This window comes from Aneurinibacillus sp. Ricciae_BoGa-3 (genome assembly GCF_028421645.1).
Taxonomy (GTDB): domain Bacteria; phylum Bacillota; class Bacilli; order Aneurinibacillales; family Aneurinibacillaceae; genus Aneurinibacillus_B.
Genome location: NZ_CP116887.1, coordinates 3095549 through 3113302 on the forward strand (window position 1 = coordinate 3095549; position 17754 = coordinate 3113302).

A 17754-nucleotide genomic window follows, 5' to 3' on the forward strand; every position below is an offset into this window, starting at 1 on the left:
CCTACTCCTTTTCTTCAAACATTTCGTCAGCGTCACTTGTTTGCTCGGCGAGTACTTCGACCGGATCGGCTGCTTTAGCTGCAACTGCCTGGGCCCCGCTTTGGACGATGGATACAGGTTCTGTAAAGGAGAACCCTTCCTGTTCGGCCTGTGTTTCACTTTTGATATCAATTTTCCAGCCAGTCAGCTTCGCGGCAAGACGGGCGTTTTGCCCTTTTTTTCCGATTGCCAGCGACAGCTGATAGTCTGGAACAATCACGCGTGTTACTTTCTCTCCTTCATACACGGTCACATGGACAACCTTTGAAGGGCTGAGCGCGTTGGCGATATATTCCGCTGTATCTTCAGACCATTTTACAATATCGATTTTTTCACCTTTCAGTTCCTGCACAATGGTCTGCACACGCATTCCCTTAGGCCCGACGCAGGCACCAACCGGATCAACATTCGAATCGGCAGAATAAACAGCGATTTTAGAACGATCTCCGGCTTCGCGGGCAACAGAACGAATTTCCACAACGCCATCAAAAATTTCAGGAACCTCAAGCTCAAATAACCGTTTAAGCAGGCCGGGATGGGTACGGGAAACAAATATCTGCGGTCCTTTGGTCGTTTTTTCCACTTTGGTGATATAAGCCTTTACGCGGTCTCCCTGTTTGAAATTCTCAGACGGCATTTTTTCATTAATGGGCATCAAGGCTTCGATTTTCCCAAGATCAATGTAGTAAAAGCGGCTGTCCTGGCGCTGGACAATGCCTGTGACAATATCCTGTTCCCGGTCTATGAATTCACTGTAAATAATGCCGCGCTCTGCCTCGCGAATGCGCTGGGTTACGACCTGCTTAGCGGTCTGCGCTGCAATCCGTCCAAAATCACGGGGGGTAACCTCAATGTCCATAATATCGTCTACCCGATAATTGGGGTCGATCTCATGGGCCTCATCCACAGAAATTTCGGTGCGCGGGTCGGTAACGTCCTCCACGATTGTCTTTCTGGCAAAAACGCGTACATTCCCCTGTTCGCGGTTGACGTCCACGCGCACATTCTGGGCGGAATTAAAATTTCTTTTGTAACCCGAGACAAGAGCTGCCTCTATGGCATCTATCAGGATGTCCTTGCTGATCCCTTTCTCTTTCTCCAGTGCCTGCAATGCCTCGATAAACTCTGCATTCATAATAACTGATGGTCCTCCTTTCGTTCCTAAAAGACAACGGCCAAGCGGGCGGTTGATACATTGCTCCTTGGTACTGTAACAGTTTTCCTGGATTCTTTAATCTGAAGCTGCTGACCGTCATAACTGATAAGTTCACCTTCAAAAACATTCTCGCCGTCTATTGGTTCAAATGTGGTAATATGCACATGTTTACCCTGTGCTCGTTCAAAATCTGCTTCTTTTTTAAGAGGGCGCTCCGCACCTGGCGAAGACACTTCCAAAAAATAAGCGCCCGGAATCGGATCCGTCTCATCGAGCTTCTTGCTCAGCCTCTCGCTAACACGCCCGCAGTCTTCGATGTCTACCCCATTTTCCTTGTCAATGTATACGCGAAGGAACCAGTTGTTGCCTTCCTTATTGTATTCCACTTCGACAAGCTCAAGATGTTCCTCTTCAAGAATAGGTGTAACCAGCTGTTCGGTAAGGGCGATTACGTCATTGCTCAACTGCAAAAACCCCCTAAATGGCTTGTAGTATCAATTCGGATTTCGCGAGGTAAAATATTTTTCCTCAGGAAAAATGTGTGTAAAACGAAAGAGTGGGTTTCCCCACTCTTTCGGTCAATTGCTTCCGCTTATCCTTAGTATTACCAAAAAATATTATAACATAGCCTGTTCTGGTAGGCAATCAATGGTTTATATTCTCAAAATAAGGAAAGCTGGTTGGTCTCTGGCAGGCTATTCAAGCTGCCCTGTTGCTGCAGCAGTTCAACCACAGAGCGTGAGACGCGCGCCCGCTGCTGAAGATCTTCGATGGAAAGGAACTCTCCACTTTCTCGTGCTTTCACGATGTTCTCCGCCGCGCTTGTGCCGACGCCGGCCAGCGCATTGAACGGCGGAATTAAACTGTTGCCGTCGATGATAAACCGGGAAGCCTCGGATCGGTACAGGTCAATGTTTTTAAAGGAAAAGCCGCGTTCGCACATCTCCAGGCAAAGCTCCAATACCGTCAAGAGCGTTTTTTCCTTTGGCAGTGCATCGTTGCCTTTCTCTACAATCTCTTTGATCCGCGCCCGGATGGCCGCCGATCCTCTAACAACCAGCGCGACGTCAAAATCGTCTGCCCGCACGGTAAAATAGGTCGCGTAGAAGTGGATTGGATAATACACCTTAAAATAAGCAATCCGCAAGGCCATCAATACATACGCAGTAGCGTGGGCTTTCGGAAACATATATTTAATCTGCTTGCAGGACCAGATGTACCAGTCAGGCACATCATTGGCCTTCATTTCTTCCTCCATCTCTTCCGTGAGGCCTTTGCCCTTCCGTACCGACTCCATAATCTTAAACGCAAAGGAAGGCTCAAGCCCTTTATGCAGCAGGTAGACCATGATGTCATCTCGGCACCCGATTACATCTTTTAATTCGCACGTACCATTGCGTATGAGTTCCTGCGCGTTATTGAGCCATACGTCCGTACCGTGTGATAGTCCGGATATTTGCAGAAGTTCCGCGAAAGTCGACGGATGCGTATCTTCAAGCATCTGGCGGACGAATTTGGTTCCAAACTCCGGTACGCCGAGCGTTCCTGTTTTGCTATCAATTTGTTCAGGCGTCACGCCCAATGCATCTGTTCCGTTGAAGATGGCCAACACCTTCGGATCGCCAACGTTGATTTTTTTGGGGTCAAGCCCGGTTAAATCCTGCAGCATTCGAATAACGGTCGGATCGTCATGGCCAAGAATATCCAGTTTAAGCAAATTGTCGTGGATGGAATGAAAATCATAATGAGTGGTTTTCCATTCCGCATCTTTATCGTCCGCCGGGAACTGGATCGGGCAAAAATCATAAATATCCATATAATCGGGAACAACAATAATGCCCCCTGGGTGCTGGCCTGTCGTTCGTTTAACACCTGTACAGCCAGTGGCCAGCCGGTTCATTTCTGCTCCACGCCATGTAAAGCCTTTTTCTTCCCCGAATTTGCGGACGAATCCATATGCTGTCTTGTCAGCAACCGTACCGATTGTCCCTGCGCGGTACACATAATCCTCGCCAAACAAAACCTTGGTATAGTTATGGGCAGTTGGCTGGTACTCACCTGAGAAATTAAGGTCGATATCAGGTACCTTATCCCCTTTGAAGCCGAGGAACGTTTCGAAAGGAATGTCATGGCCGTCACCTGTCATTGGAATGCCGCATGTCGGACAATCCTTCGGTGGCAAATCAAACCCTGAGCCATATTCCCCTTTCGTAAACCATTCGCTTTGTTTGCACTCTGGACAGCGGTAATGCGGAGGAAGCGGGTTTACCTCGGTAATTTCTGTCATCGTGGCGACAAAGGAAGAGCCGACCGAGCCTCGGGACCCGACCAGATAGCCATCATCTATCGATTTCTTAACCAGCTTATGGGCGATGAGATAAATTACCGAAAATCCGTGCGTAATGATGCTGTTTAATTCTTTCTCAAGCCGCTTTTCGACGATCTCCGGCAGCGGCTCGCCATACAATTCACGCGCTTTGTTGTAACTCATGGAGCGAATTTCTTCTTCGGCCCCTTCAATCTTCGGCGTATACAAATCCTTCGGCACAATCTGTAACTCTTCAAACCGGTCCGCCAGCATATTCGGATTGGTTATGACCACTTCTTTCGCTTTTTCTTCCCCAAGGTAAGAAAACTCTTCAAGCATTTCGTTCGTCGTGCGGAAATGGGCATCAGGTTTCCGCTGGTCTTTAAGCGGGCTGAACCCCGTAATGCCCTGGATTAGAATATCCCGATATATTTTTTCGTGCGGATCGATATAGTGCACATTGCCAGTCGCAATGACAGGAAGGTTCAATTTTTCACCGAGCTGGACAATTTTTCGATTGGCCTCGATCAGCGCAGCCTCGCCTGCCACAAGCTGTTTATCGACCAGATGGCGGTTAATTTCAATCGGCTGAATTTCCAGTACGTCATAGAAGCGGGCCACCTCTTCCGCTTCCTCCAGCGTTTTGTTTAGAACGGTCTCAAAAAGTTCCCCCTTCTCACAGCCGGAGCTGATGATCAGCCCTTCGCGGTACTGAACAATTTTTGATTTAGGAATGCGTGGTGTTTTATATAAAAACTCCGTATGGGACAGGGAAATGATTTTATATAAATTTTTCTTCCCTACCTCATTCAAAGCGTAGATATTGCAGTGAAAAGGCCGGCTGTTGTGAAGATCCAGCCCCACATGGTTATTCATATCCCCCAGATTTGTAATCCCTTGCTCGATGATTTCTTTGAGCATGTTAAAAAAAACGTAGCCGGTTGCTTCCGAGTCATCTACAGCCCGGTGGTGGTTTTCCAGGCTTACATTAAATTTGCCCGCCAGTGTATTTAACCGATGGTTGCGCATGCCCGGATACAGGAAACGTGCCATCTCCAGCGTATCCAGGAACGGATTTTCAACCTTCGGAAGTCCAACTTGCTTGCAACTGGTCTGCAGGAAGCCCATATCAAACCGGGCGTTGTGGGCCACGAGCACCGCATCGCCTGTAAAGGCAAGGAAGTCCCGAATAACCTGATCAAGTTCGGGCGCGTTCTGTACCATGTCATCCGTAATGTTTGTCAGTTGTTGAATGTTCAGCGGAATCGGCACATGCGGATTAACAAACGATTCGAAACGCCCGATGATTTCGCCTTCCTTCATTTTCACACCGGCAAGCTCAATGATCGTGTTGTTTACCACTGATAGACCGGTTGTCTCCACGTCAAAAACAACGTACGTATCGCTGGCGAGGTCGCGGTCCTGTGGCTGGTACACCATAAACGTCGAATCCTGGACAACGTTTGCTTCGATGCCATATAGCACCTTTATCCCGTGCTTCCTGGCAGCATTAAAGGCCTCCGGGAAAGCCTGGGCTACGGCGTGGTCGGTAATGGCCACCGCCTTGTGGCCAAATGCCGCTGCCTGTTTCACGATGCGCTCCGCAGAGGCAATGCCGTCCATGGCGCTCATATTGGTATGACAGTGAAACTCGACCCTTTTCTCTTGTGCCGTATCCTGGCGGGAAGCAGCTGGTTTAATCTCACGGATGTCTTTAGCCGTCATAACAAGTTCGCGGGCATACTGGTCGTCCTGCACCATGCCGCGGACTTTCACCCAGAGCCCGTTTTTAATCGCGGATAACATCGGGACATCTTCTTTATCATGCGCGAATATTTTAACCTGAAGCGAATCCGTATAATCCGTAACGTAGAAGGTGCACAACGATCTGCCGCTGCGAAGTTCCCGTACCTCTGCGCCAAATACAAGGCCCTGGATGCAGATGCGCCCTTCCTCTTCCTGTATATCACGGATGGGTACAGGCTCATCTTTAATTTCATACCCGATTTGAACAACCTGTGGGACCTCTCCGCTGTCATCTTTTGAACTGAGATCTTCTTTTTTCTTCTCAACGAGTGCTTCCATTGCGCGGGCCCGGTCCTCTTCCTCACGCTGTTCGACAAATTGCTGATAGGAAGATTCATCCTGCGCCTGGTAATACGATACTTTTATTTTTTCACCGCACAGCTGTTCAACTGTGCGCATGACATATTCATCTACGCGGCGGCGTTTTACCATCTCCATTGCAACATCATCCGGCACGCCCACTTTAAGATGCTTCTCTACAATCTCATAGGAAGCATTCCGCAAATAAACCGCTGTAGAGTTTATATGGGGGGCCACCTTTTCTACTATGTAACTCCAATAGTCAGAAAAAAATCCGCTTAAATCAACAGGAGCTTCATACCTTACCGTACAATCAACCTCTGCGATCTCCTGAAATGCCTGAACCAATTTGGCATAAAATGCCTGATATACATTTGCGGGTACCGTCTGGGGAAGGCGGAAATGGAAATGCCATTTCTTCTCCTGCCGGTACACGTCTAATTGTTCAATGCTGCCTCCGTAAAAATACTGGTCAACAAATTCGGGTGGAATCGCTAACTGTTTAAGGAGCAGGGCAAACCGCTCCTGCTTCCCTGATTCGTTCGCCATATGCTGCACCTTTCCCCCTTTTTCCTCTCCTACGGCCAAGACAGGCCAAAAATAAGCAGGTACTCCCAAACGTTTAAGGAGTACCATTCTCTATTGTACTTTATTTTACTGTAAGGATTGTTTGATTTCAGCCACAAAATCTGGAAGGCTGTCGATGTGCATTTCCTGGGTTTCCCTTGTTTTACGGATTTTGCATTCCACAAGACCTTCAGCGGCTTTGCCGCCCACCGTTATCCGAATCGGAAGGCCGATTAAATCGGCATCTTTAAATTTAACACCTGCCCGCTCTGGACGGTCATCAAGAAGAACCTCATAGCCTGCTTTTTGCAACGTTTGATAGATAGTGTCTGCTAGGTTTCTCTGTTCTTCATTTTTCACATTGACGGGAACAACATGGATTTGGTAAGGCGCCAGACCCCAGGGCCAGACGATGCCATCTTCGTCGTTGTTCTGCTCCACGCAGGCTGCAACTGTACGGGAAATGCCTATGCCATAGCAGCCCATTACCATCAGCTGTTCTTTCCCGTTCTCATCGAGGAACTTGGCGCCCATTTTTTCGCTGTAGCGTGTCCCAAGCTTAAATACATGGCCTACTTCAATACCGCGGGCGAAGGCAATGTGGCCGCCGCAGCGAGGGCATTCATCCCCCTCAACAATATTGCGCAAATCAGCATATTGGCTTACTTGAAAGTCTTTTCCAGGCGTTGCATTCTTGTAGTGGAAATCTTGTTCATTCGCGCCGCATACCACGTTAACTAAATCCCGGACTGCAGTATCAGCGACTACTTCAATGCCATCTGGCAGGCCCACAGGCCCAATAAAACCAAGTGGTAGGCGAATTTCAGCAATTTCTTTATCGGTAGCCAGCTCTAGAACATTTGCATCGATCAGATTTTTCACCTTGATATCATTGACCTCATGGTCACCTCGGACAAGCGCCATAACAAATCGGTCATCCGCTTTAAAGACGATAGCTTTAATGAATTCCCGGGCTTCCGCATTGAAGTGGTTCATGAGCTGCGCAATCGTTTTAACGTCTGGTGTAGCCACCTTTTCCATTTCAGCTTGATCTTTTTGACCGCCGTCAGGCTTGTACACGACCTCGGCCTTTTCCAGATTAGCTGCATAGTTACAAGAAGTACAGTAAGCAATGGTGTCTTCGCCAATTTCAGAGAGGGCCATAAATTCATGGGTTCCCTTGCCACCAATGGCGCCGGCATCCGCCTCTACCGCACGGAACTTCAGTCCTGCCCGGGTAAATATGCTGGTGTATGCATCATACATTCCCTGGTAGCTTTGATCCAGTCCTGGGCGGTCTGTATCAAAGGAGTAGGCATCCTTCATAATAAATTCCCGCGAGCGAATAACACCGAAACGCGGGCGAACTTCATCGCGGTATTTAGTCTGTATTTGGTAAAGATTGATAGGAAGTTTCTTGTAAGTATTCAGATTATCGCGCACAAGGCTCGTTACCACTTCTTCATGGGTGGGTCCGAGAACGAAATCCCGGTTATGCCTGTCCTTTAACCGCATCAGTTCAGGCCCATACGCTTCCCAACGGCCTGTTTCCTGCCATAATTCAGCAGGCTGAATAGCCGGCATCACGATCTCCTGCGCTCCCGCCCTGTCCATTTCTTCTCGCACGATCTGCTGTACTTTACGGAGCACGCGATACCCCAGAGGCAAGTATGTATACACGCCGGATGCAAGCTGACGCATCATTCCGGCACGCACCATGAATTTATGGCTGGCAATCTCCGCCTCTGCAGGAGTTTCCCGTAGAGTTGGAAGAAATAATTTTGACTGTTTCAAAAACCTTCTACCTCCTTAACGACATTAGAAAAACTTCTGGATATCATTCCAGGTGACAACCAGGATAAGCAGCATCAAAAACGCAAATCCAAGGAAGTGAACCATCCCTTCTTTATTTGGATCGACCGGCCGGCCCCGTACCGCTTCAATTAAGAGGAACAGCAGGCGTCCCCCATCCAGCGCCGGCAGCGGCAGCAGGTTGATAATCCCTAAATTAACACTTAGAGCGGCTGTCCACTGTAAAAGGATGGCCATCCCGTTCTCGGCGGCTTTCGCCGTATAATTAAAAATGCCCACAGGACCCGACAAATCCTTCACAGGAACGGCTCCCGTGAACAGTTTTAACAAACTCGTGTAAATCAGTTTTGAAAAATCATACGTTGTTTTGGCTCCATAGCTTGCAGCCCCTGTTAAAGAGCGGGATAAGGGCTGGTACACACCAATTTTCCCCGTTTTGCTCTGCGGATCCGATGCTGGTACCACTTTCTTCTGAATCGTTTCCTGTCCTCTTCTCACGGTGAACGTCAATTCTTTTCCCGGAGAGGAGCTGACGATTTTTACCATATCTGCCCATGAGGTGATGGGTGTCCCATTGATATCCAGCACCTCATCTCCCGGCTTTAACCCAGCCTGGGAAGCCGCACTGCTTGCGATTACCTCGCCCATTACCGGTTTATTCACTGGCACCCCGTAAGACAGACCCATCACCGTGAGCAGAACAAACGCAAGGATAAAGTTAAAAAATGGGCCGGCGAAAATAGCGGCTGCACGCTGGCCGATTGTTTTGCTGCCAAACTGTCTGTCAAGCGGCGCGATCTGGATCTCCTGGTGTTTGTGGAGGAACATGGCTTGCGGATGTACCGGATAACTAACCCGCTCCCCGTCTTCTATCCCTCGAATCACCAACTCTTTTTCCAGATCAGCGTTCTCCACGGTTAACATGTGCGCCTGTGGATGATTAGCAAAGTCTGTCGAAATAATACGCACAACGCGACCTTCTTTGTCAAATTCAAGGCCCATATCTTGTCCGCGCTCAATAACTACCTGCTCGGGATCTTCCCCCGCCATCCTCACAAAACCGCCTATCGGCAGAAGCCTCAGTGTATAGCGTGTTTCCCCCTTTATAAAGGAGAAAATTTTAGGTCCCATACCGATTGCAAATTCACGGCATAATATACCCGCGCGTTTTGCAAGTAACAGGTGTCCTAATTCATGAAAGAAAACGAGTAAACCAAACACAAGAATTATGGCTAAAACCTGCGTCAATGATGGTTCCACCTTTCCTGTTTGTTTAACCGCCCAAGAGAAACGGCCTAACTCCTTCCCCCTCTGGCTGCCTCTCTCGCCCATTTATCTGCCTGTATAATTTCTTCCACAGAAGGATTGCCAATGACTTTATGCTTATCCATAACGGACCCAATTATTTCTTCAATAGCAAGAAATTCAATTTCACCGCGCAAAAAGCGTTCCACCGCAGCCTCATTAGCCCCATTCAGCACAGCCGGCATGGTTCCGCCGATCTCACCTGCTTGATAAGCCAACATTAAGCATGGATAGCGGTTAAAATCCATTTCCGCAAAATGAAGCGTGGACGCCTTAACCAGGTCGAGCGGTTCCGCTGACATGGTGAGCCTCGCCGGATAGCCTAAAGCATATTGGATCGGAATACGCATATCCGGTGTTCCTAATTGGGCCATCACGGCATGGTCTCTAAACTCGACCATGGAGTGAACAATACTCTCCTTATGCAGAATCGTATGAATTTGGGAATACGGCAGTCCAAAAAGCCAGTGGGCTTCGATGACTTCCAGCCCCTTGTTCATCATGGTAGCCGAATCTATCGTAATTTTAGCACCCATAGTCCAGTTTGGGTGGTTTAACGCTTCTTCCACTGTGACACCTGTCAGTTGTTCTCGGGTTCGGTCTCGAAATGACCCGCCCGAAGCAGTAATAATGATTCGCTTCACGCTCTGTGGATTCTCTCCATGGAGGCACTGAAAAATCGCGGAATGTTCACTATCTATAGGTATGACGGCTACACCGTTTTCTTTCGCTTTTTGCATAACTATGTGGCCTGCTGTTACAAGTGTTTCTTTATTGGCCAGTCCAATTGTTTTCCCCGCTTCAATGGCATGAAGCGTCGGAGTTAGGCCTGCGCTTCCTACTATAGCGGAAACGACGAAGTCAGCGTCTGGATGAACAGCTGCTTGTGATACCCCTTCCTCTCCATATAATACCTCAATTTCGGGAGGCAACTCCAATTTTATTTTATCTGCCAGCTCCTTCGTTTGGACACTGACAAGTTTCGGGTGAAATTCATTCGCCTGTTCGGCGAGCCGTGTGATGTTCTTTCCTGCGGACAGCGAAGTTACACGAAATAAATCCGGATGCTGACGGACAACATCCAGTGTTTGGACACCAATAGAACCGGTGGAGCCGAGTATGCTAATGTTTTTCATTACAAATCCCCTCGATTCAAAGCTGGCTTACAGTAAATGCAGCAGATGCAGGACCGGGAACACCACGAGCAAGCTGTCGAAACGATCCAGAATCCCGCCATGTCCAGGCAAGATTTTCCCCGAATCTTTGACATCTAGCGTACGTTTAACGGCTGACTCCATTAAATCACCCAGTTGTCCGCTAACGGAGATAACCAATCCCATCATAACCGCTTTCGACAAAGGTACAAGATGGGCTGTGGTTGACACGATAACCATGACAACAATGGCCAAAATGATGCCTGAGAGCGAACCCTCGATGGTTTTATTCGGGCTGATAGAGGGCCAGAGCTTGCTTCTCCCCAGAAATTTGCCGCCAAAGTAGGCACCTGTATCTGTCGCCCAGGTGGTAAACAAAATCGCAACCGTCATCCATAATCCACTGACCATTCGTGTCTCGTTCATATAGTGGAAAGCGATTCCTATGTACACCGAGCTGAATAGCAGATAAGCTACCTGCTGGTATTCGATTCGATTCTTTGAAGCAACCGTTATAAATAAAAACAAGAGAACAAAAGTGTACAATACGTCTCCGCGAAGATAGTATCCATTCCAGATCACGTGAGGAAACAAGATAAGCCAAAGAAAAACTAGGCCTGCAATTTCCGGCCAATCTGCAATTTTCATGCGGTTCATCTTAATCATTTCAAAATAAGCGATGGTTGCCATGAAAAAAATGAGGGCCGTATACCAGACTCCTCCCGCCCAAACCACAAGAAGAAAACCAGCCCCCGCAACAATTCCAGTCAATACACGTGTTTTCAAGATTCCACCCCTGAGAATTCGTTCTTATGTGAGAGCTCCATATCTTCTGCTCCGCTGCTGGTAAGCGGCAATTGCTTCGTTAAAATGCTCCTGTGAGAAGTCGGGCCAGTATACGTCCGTAAACCAAAGTTCACTGTAGGCTAGCTGCCAGAGCATAAAATTGCTTAACCGAAGTTCCCCGCTGGTGCGAATGAGTAAATCGGGATCAGGGAGATTTTTTGTTTCCAGATGGTCATGAATCATGCTTTCATCAATATCTGACACAGAGAATGCGCCATCCGCTACTTTACCCGCTATGTCCTGAATTGCCTTCACAATTTCCGTACGGCTGCCGTAATTCAGAGCGAAATTAAGGATAAGGCCGGTGTTATTGGCGGTCCTTTCCTGGGCTCTTCTTACAGCTTCTACCGTAAAGGATGGAAGATTCTCTTCACTGCCGACCATGCGTACCTGTACATTTCGGTCCATTAGCTCATCCAGTTCGGAAGCGAGGAATTGGCCTGGCAGGCGCATCAAAAAGTCAACTTCCTCCAGCGGCCGCTTCCAATTCTCCGTGGAAAAGGCATAGAGGGTCAGCACTTTAACCCCTTTTTCATCCGCGGCCCTTGTAATCTCTATGACGGTCTTCATCCCTGCGCGGTGTCCCGCCACCCGCGGCAGCCCCTTTCGCCTGGCCCAGCGGCCGTTGCCGTCCATAATAATCGCGACGTGCTGTGGAATGTTATCTGCCTGTTTATCGTTTTCTTCTACAGAGCCGTCTTTTTTTTGCATCCACTTCGACAGCTTATTCATCATCTGTATGTTCCCCCATATTAGAAAACTTGGCTAGCGCTAAGCCACAGGCGAAAGCGATAGCCTTAGTTGCAGTTTGTTATCTTCTAGAAAATACGACAAGCCCCCTCAGGAAGAGGGGGCGAGAACATTACACTTCCATGATTTCTTTTTCTTTGTCAGCCACCGTTTTATCGGCTAATTCAACGTATTTATCGGTCGTTTTTTGCACCTTTTCCTGGTACCGCTTTAGTTCGTCTTCGGTAACACTGCCATCCTTCTCCAGCTTTTTGTAAGAATCATTCGCATCCCGTCGGATGTTGCGGATGGCTACTTTCGCCTCTTCACCGTATTTCTTCGCAAGCTTAACCAGCTCAGCTCGGCGCTCCTGCGTGAGAGGTGGAATGGACAGGCGAATGACCACACCGTCGTTTGTTGGGGAAAGGCCCAGATCAGATTTTTGAATAGCTTTTTCAATCGGCCCAAGCAGCGACTTCTCCCAAGGCTGAATGACAAGCATCCGAGGCTCAGGCGTTGTAATATTCGCTGTTTGGTTAACCGGGGTCGGCGTGCCATAATAGTCAACCATAACCCGGTCGAGCATGCCAGGAGTTGCCCGTCCTGCCCGAAGCGTTGTTAATTCCCGCTTTAACGCGGAGATAGCTTTCTCCATTCTCTGCTCTGCTTCTTTCATTACTTCTTGCGGCATATCATTAGTCTCCTTTCACTATTGTACCTATTTTTTCGCCCATTACAGCCCGCTTAATGTTGCCTTTTTCCATAATGGAGAATACGATCAGCGGGATATTGTTGTCCATACACAGGCTTGAAGCCGTAGAATCCATCACACCGAGGCCTTTATTTAATACTTCGAGGTAAGTGAGGGAATCAAATTTTTCAGCGTTTGAATCATGGGATGGGTCGGCACTGTATACGCCATCGACCTTGTTTTTCGCCATCAGGATAACTTCTGCTTCGATTTCAGCCGCGCGAAGAGCCGCGGTCGTATCGGTTGAAAAGTATGGGTTCCCTGTCCCGGCAGCAAAAATCACGACACGATTTTTCTCCAGATGTCGAATGGCTTTTCTTCTTATGTAAGGTTCAGCAACCTGTCTCATTTCAATAGAGGTTTGAACCCGGGTAGGCACCCCTGCTTTTTCAAGTCCATCCTGAAGTGCCAGACTGTTCATCACGGTGGCCAGCATTCCCATATAATCGGCTGTGGCCCTGTCTATTCCTTTCTCGCTTCCTGAAAGTCCACGCCAGATATTCCCGCCGCCTACTACGATTGCAACCTGCACACCAAGTTCGGCGATTTCTTTAATCTGTTCTGAAATAGACGTAATGACAGCTGAATCTATTCCAAATCCAATATTTCCAGCAAGGGCTTCTCCACTTAATTTTAATACAACACGCTTGTACGCGGGAAGAGGCATGAAAAAACAACTCCATTCTTACATCGTATTCTGTACTGTTCTGTAATTGGTAAAATAGGGAACACTAAGTGCTCCCTATTTGTATCATTGGCTATTCTTTTATGACAGGCTTATTGTTTTTTCGTTTGTGCCATGACTTCTTCAACGAAGTTGTCTACTTTTTTCTCAAGGCCTTCACCGACTTCATAACGTACAAAACGGGCAATTTCCGCGTTTTCAGCTTTAAGCAGGGCTTTAACTTTTTTATCCGGATCTTTAACAAATGTTTGTTCCACAAGGCATACTTCCTCATAGTATTTGTTAAGACGGCCTTCCACCATTTTTTGAACGATGTTTTCAGGTTTGCCTTCGTTAAGAGCTTGCGCTGTCAATACTTCGCGCTCTCTGTCAAGCTCAGAAGCATCCACTTGATCGCGGTTGATATACGTTGGACGAGCTGCAGCCACCTGCATCGCAAGGTCTTTAGCAAGCTCTTCGTTCGTTGAATTGTTTAAGACAAGAAGTACACCAATGCGGCCGCCACCATGGAGATATTTACCAAACACGGCACTGTTAGCTTTTTCGATTACTTCAAAACGGCGAATGCTCAGGTTTTCACCGATTTTCGCGATTTGTTCGTTAAGTACTTCAGAAAGCGGTGCGCCTTCTCCTTTATAAGCCTGGCCCAGTGCTTCATCAACAGATGCAGGACGCTGGCTGATAATATGTTCAGCAACTTCATTTACGAAATTCTTGAAGTTGTCGTTTATTGCTACAAAGTCTGTTTCACAGTTTACTTCTACGATGCAGGCAACATTGCCTTTTTCAACAACGGCTGCCAGACCTTCAGCGGCGATGCGATCAGATTTTTTACCTGCTTTTGCAATGCCTTTCTCACGGAGAATATCAACGGCTTTTTCCATGTCTCCATCTGCTTCTTGCAAAGCTTTTTTACAATCCATCATCCCTGCGCCTGTTTTGTCACGCAGCTCTTTAACCATGCTTGCACTGATTGCCATGGGTAGGTCCTCCTAAGAATAATGTATAGTAATGCTCCGGAGTGTAATAAAAGGGTGGTAAAAGGTTTCTAAACCTCCCGCCACCCTCACATTACCTGCGGAACTTATGCATTAACTGCAGTTTCTTCACCCTGGTTTGCTTCCATGATCGCGTCAGCAATTTTTCCAGTTAAAAGTTTAACGGCACGGATAGCATCATCATTACCCGGAATTACATAATCAATTTCATCCGGATCGCAGTTAGTATCTACAATCCCTACAATTGGGATACCCAGTTTGCGTGCTTCTGCTACCGCAATGCGCTCTTTGCGCGGGTCGATAACAAACATAGCATCTGGAAGTTGTTTCATTTCACTGATACCGCCGAGGAATTTCTCCAGGCGTTCCATTTCTTTGCGAAGTAAAATAACTTCTTTCTTCGGCAGAAGTTCGAATGTGCCGTCGTTTTCCATTTTATTCAGCTGATGCAGACGAGCTACACGCTTTTGAATGGTGCTGAAGTTTGTTAACGTACCACCTAACCAGCGCTGGTTGATGTAGTACATGCCGCAGCGAGCTGCTTCTTCCGCTACAGATTCTTGAGCTTGTTTCTTCGTGCCGACAAAGAGCATTTTGCCGCCACTCGCAGCTAATTCGCGAACAAAGTTATACGCTTCGTCCACTTTTTTCACTGTTTTTTGCAAGTCAATAATGTAAATACCGTTACGTTCGGTGAAGATATAGCGAGCCATTTTTGGGTTCCAACGACGAGTCTGGTGACCAAAATGCACACCCGCTTCGAGTAATTGTTTCATAGAAATTACTGCCATCTCCAACGACACCTCCTCTAAATGGTTTTTTTATTCCTCCGCCTTTCGCATCTTTAGACGAGACTTACAGGGAGTAAGCACCCTCATCCAAATTGAAAGACGTGTGTATTTTCACACCGCTTGTAAATATACCATAGGCAGGAAGGAATTGCAACACTCTGTCTTGAAAAAATAAGCGTAGGAGGGTTACCCTTTTTCTTGGTTTTTTTTGAGCATTTGGACAACCATTTCGACTTCCCCGCTCCCCAGCCCAAGTTTGCGGGCAATATCTGGGACTGAGAATCCGCTGTGGTAAAGAGGAGGAATTTCTTTATAATCATCCCGCAGAAACGAAAGAGCAGAAGGCTGATGCGTCTCCCTGTCTTCCACCATCTCCGGGAGCGGTTCTTTGCCCTCCATTAGAGATCTTAGCTCTTCACATTGCGAATGGAGGGCTGTAACCTGTTCCCGCAGGCTGTTTAAATCCGCTGCCTGCCCATTCAGCTGCATCGTCATATTTTGTTTAAAGCGAGCGATTGCCTCAAGCATTTCGTTGTTTTCACGTTCAAATTCCGCAAAGAATGATTCCATTTCATCTTGCAGCACGGAGTCTGCATTCGGAGCCTGCCTTCGTAAGATCCACATGAATAAAACTACAAGTAAGATGGTTACGATTCCGAGCCATATTTGTATCCACATCAATTTCACCAACTATTAGAAAGTAATATCAAAATTCCGTCCTATATAAGGATGAAGGTTTTGCTGCATTGTTTGCGTATCTTGTACCCCAGTACGCTTCATACTCGGTTTTGCAGCCGGGGATTTTCTTTTATTGTTTTCCCTCTCGCGCTCTTTTAAATGGGTTGCTTCCGACTCCTGGGATGCCAGTGGCCGAGAGCCGTCCCTTTTCCACTGTTCATGATTAGACATAGCAATTCCCGCCTGCTCCTGCCGGGGGTGCTGCTGTATGTCATCCTGCATTTTACCCAGTTCCTGCGTTCGCGGAATGGCAATTTGCAGCTCAACATTACGTAATGACATGTTATGTCACCTCGCACGTCTATAAAATATGGCCTGTTATCTCGCCATCTTCACCTAGTGTAAAATACATTTTACGGTAGTTTTCTTTTATATATCGGACTGCATTTCCAATCACCAGTTTAGCCCCACCGTACATAATTAAAGAAGCCTCTATACGCGCTTTCTCAAAATTATTTAATTGCTCTTCAATCTCTTTAATCCGGGTCCGAACCTTTTCTGTTTTCTTCTCTGCCAGCAATTTGCTGTTTAAAAACCTGATTTGCGCCTTCTGCTTGTCAGGCGGCAATTGGCCATGAGCCGCAATTAATTTATCCAAAAATTGGAGCGAAATATCTGCCGTCTGTATTTCTTTGCTCTGTTCCTTTATTTCCAATTTAAGCTTCTCGTACTCGTCCCGCAACCATGGTTTAGCCCCAACCTCAATCGTGGTCGGTGTATTGGTCATGTTGCCTACGATTTTCGTCACGACTTGCTCCCCTGCCCGGACAGTGCCGCCCACAATTAAACCTTTGGTTGCCCGGCATACCACATCTCTGCCCGCGCTAACGCTGCTGTGCATAATCGTCTGAGCTACGATCACATCATTTTCCGCTGTTATCGTGGCTTCCTGAATAAAGCCGGTTTTAACATCTACACCTGCCTTCAGATAGCCTTTATGTCTGCCGATTACCCCGCCGAGGATTTCAATAGAGCCGTTCGCTTCAATCGTGGCGCTTTCAACGCTGCCCTGTATTTTTACGTCTCCGCCTGCCTTTATAATAAAACCAGGGTGAATATTACCCCGGATGACGACATTGCCTATAAAATCAATATTGCCTGTACTAAAATCAAGGTCATCATTGACCTCAAAGACAGGGAAAACATTCAGTTTAGTCTTTTCAGTAAAGGAAATCTGCCCGTCCACAGCCGAATAGGCGTTCATTTTTTCCTGGTCAAGCAGCACGTTTTTCCCTATCTGGAACCGGGCATCTTTCCCGTCTTTCGCCTTTATTTCTTCGCCGGTTACAGATTTTCCTGGCGTGCCAGGAGTCGGCAGGATTTTTTTTGCAAGCAGTTCGCCCTTTGTTACATTTAACAGATTAAGAATGCTGTAATAATCAACACTGCCGTCTTCCCGTTCTTTCGGACTCTTTGAATGATCCAGTTTAAACAGGTACTCTATTCGACCATCTATGCCAGCCTCAGGCTCCTTGCCGCGCGCTATCGTGATTGTCTGATTTCGGTACTGGTTAATGTCGCGGACAATCTCTCTAAGCAAGGGATCGTCAATGCCGTATGTAACGTTATTCTTTTTGAGGAGGTCTGCAAGCTCCTCATAGGTTGCAGTAATTTCTTCACCTTCTAAATAAAGGCCCATTGTCGCTTCTAGTTTGTCCCGCGAAATTGTAATGACAACCATGTCTGAAAGCAATTTTTTCTCTTTCGGAGGCTCAGTATTATGGTTCTCCTCCATGTTCAGCCCCCCATTTCCCGTTAACATCATTCTA

15 protein-coding genes are annotated in these 17754 nt (G+C 47.4%); all 15 read right to left on the reverse strand.

Annotation, left to right across the window (positions count from 1 at the left end):
- Position 1 precedes the first annotated feature (1 nt).
- Positions 2-1174, reverse strand: a complete 1173-nt coding sequence (gene nusA / locus PP175_RS15660) for a transcription termination factor NusA (RefSeq protein WP_272439262.1) — start codon at positions 1172-1174, stop codon at positions 2-4.
- Between the two features lie 26 nt (positions 1175-1200).
- Positions 1201-1659 (reverse strand): ribosome maturation factor RimP, encoded by a 459-nt coding sequence (gene rimP, locus PP175_RS15665; RefSeq protein ID WP_272439263.1) that lies wholly within the window; start codon positions 1657-1659, stop codon positions 1201-1203.
- 197 nt (positions 1660-1856) lie between these two features.
- Positions 1857-6158 (reverse strand): PolC-type DNA polymerase III, encoded by a 4302-nt coding sequence (locus PP175_RS15670; protein WP_272439264.1) that lies wholly within the window; start codon positions 6156-6158, stop codon positions 1857-1859.
- Between the two features lie 105 nt (positions 6159-6263).
- Positions 6264-7970 carry a proline--tRNA ligase gene (locus PP175_RS15675; protein ID WP_272439265.1) on the reverse strand — a complete coding sequence of 569 codons (1707 nt, stop codon included), beginning with the start codon at positions 7968-7970 and terminating at the stop codon, positions 6264-6266.
- A gap of 24 nt (positions 7971-7994) precedes the next feature.
- Positions 7995-9236, reverse strand: a complete 1242-nt coding sequence (gene rseP, locus PP175_RS15680; RefSeq protein ID WP_272439266.1) for an RIP metalloprotease RseP — start codon at positions 9234-9236, stop codon at positions 7995-7997.
- A 47-nt stretch (positions 9237-9283) separates the two neighbouring features.
- Positions 9284-10429, reverse strand: a complete 1146-nt coding sequence (locus tag PP175_RS15685; protein ID WP_272439267.1) for a 1-deoxy-D-xylulose-5-phosphate reductoisomerase — start codon at positions 10427-10429, stop codon at positions 9284-9286.
- Positions 10430-10456: 27 nt separating this feature from the next.
- Positions 10457-11233 (reverse strand): phosphatidate cytidylyltransferase, encoded by a 777-nt coding sequence (locus tag PP175_RS15690; RefSeq protein ID WP_272439268.1) that lies wholly within the window; start codon positions 11231-11233, stop codon positions 10457-10459.
- A gap of 24 nt (positions 11234-11257) precedes the next feature.
- Complete coding sequence (locus PP175_RS15695) at positions 11258-12028, reverse strand: undecaprenyl pyrophosphate synthase (RefSeq protein ID WP_272439269.1); 771 nt, start codon at positions 12026-12028, stop codon at positions 11258-11260.
- 127 nt (positions 12029-12155) lie between these two features.
- The gene (gene frr, locus PP175_RS15700; RefSeq protein ID WP_272439270.1) at positions 12156-12713 is read right to left on the reverse strand and encodes a ribosome recycling factor; all 558 of its coding nucleotides are present in this window, start codon (positions 12711-12713) and stop codon (positions 12156-12158) included.
- A gap of 4 nt (positions 12714-12717) precedes the next feature.
- Positions 12718-13440 carry a UMP kinase gene (pyrH, locus tag PP175_RS15705; RefSeq protein WP_272439271.1) on the reverse strand — a complete coding sequence of 241 codons (723 nt, stop codon included), beginning with the start codon at positions 13438-13440 and terminating at the stop codon, positions 12718-12720.
- A 110-nt stretch (positions 13441-13550) separates the two neighbouring features.
- Positions 13551-14438, reverse strand: a complete 888-nt coding sequence (gene tsf, locus PP175_RS15710) for a translation elongation factor Ts (RefSeq protein WP_272439272.1) — start codon at positions 14436-14438, stop codon at positions 13551-13553.
- A gap of 104 nt (positions 14439-14542) precedes the next feature.
- Positions 14543-15247: a 30S ribosomal protein S2 gene (gene rpsB, locus PP175_RS15715; protein WP_272439273.1), complete on the reverse strand. Its 705-nt coding sequence runs from the start codon at positions 15245-15247 to the stop codon at positions 14543-14545.
- Between the two features lie 186 nt (positions 15248-15433).
- Positions 15434-15925, reverse strand: a complete 492-nt coding sequence (locus PP175_RS15720) for a DUF6115 domain-containing protein (RefSeq protein ID WP_272439274.1) — start codon at positions 15923-15925, stop codon at positions 15434-15436.
- Positions 15926-15940: 15 nt separating this feature from the next.
- Positions 15941-16267 (reverse strand): hypothetical protein, encoded by a 327-nt coding sequence (locus PP175_RS15725; RefSeq protein ID WP_272439275.1) that lies wholly within the window; start codon positions 16265-16267, stop codon positions 15941-15943.
- A gap of 19 nt (positions 16268-16286) precedes the next feature.
- Positions 16287-17720 carry a flagellar assembly protein A gene (locus PP175_RS15730; RefSeq protein ID WP_272439276.1) on the reverse strand — a complete coding sequence of 478 codons (1434 nt, stop codon included), beginning with the start codon at positions 17718-17720 and terminating at the stop codon, positions 16287-16289.
- Between the last annotated feature and the right edge of the window lie 34 nt (positions 17721-17754).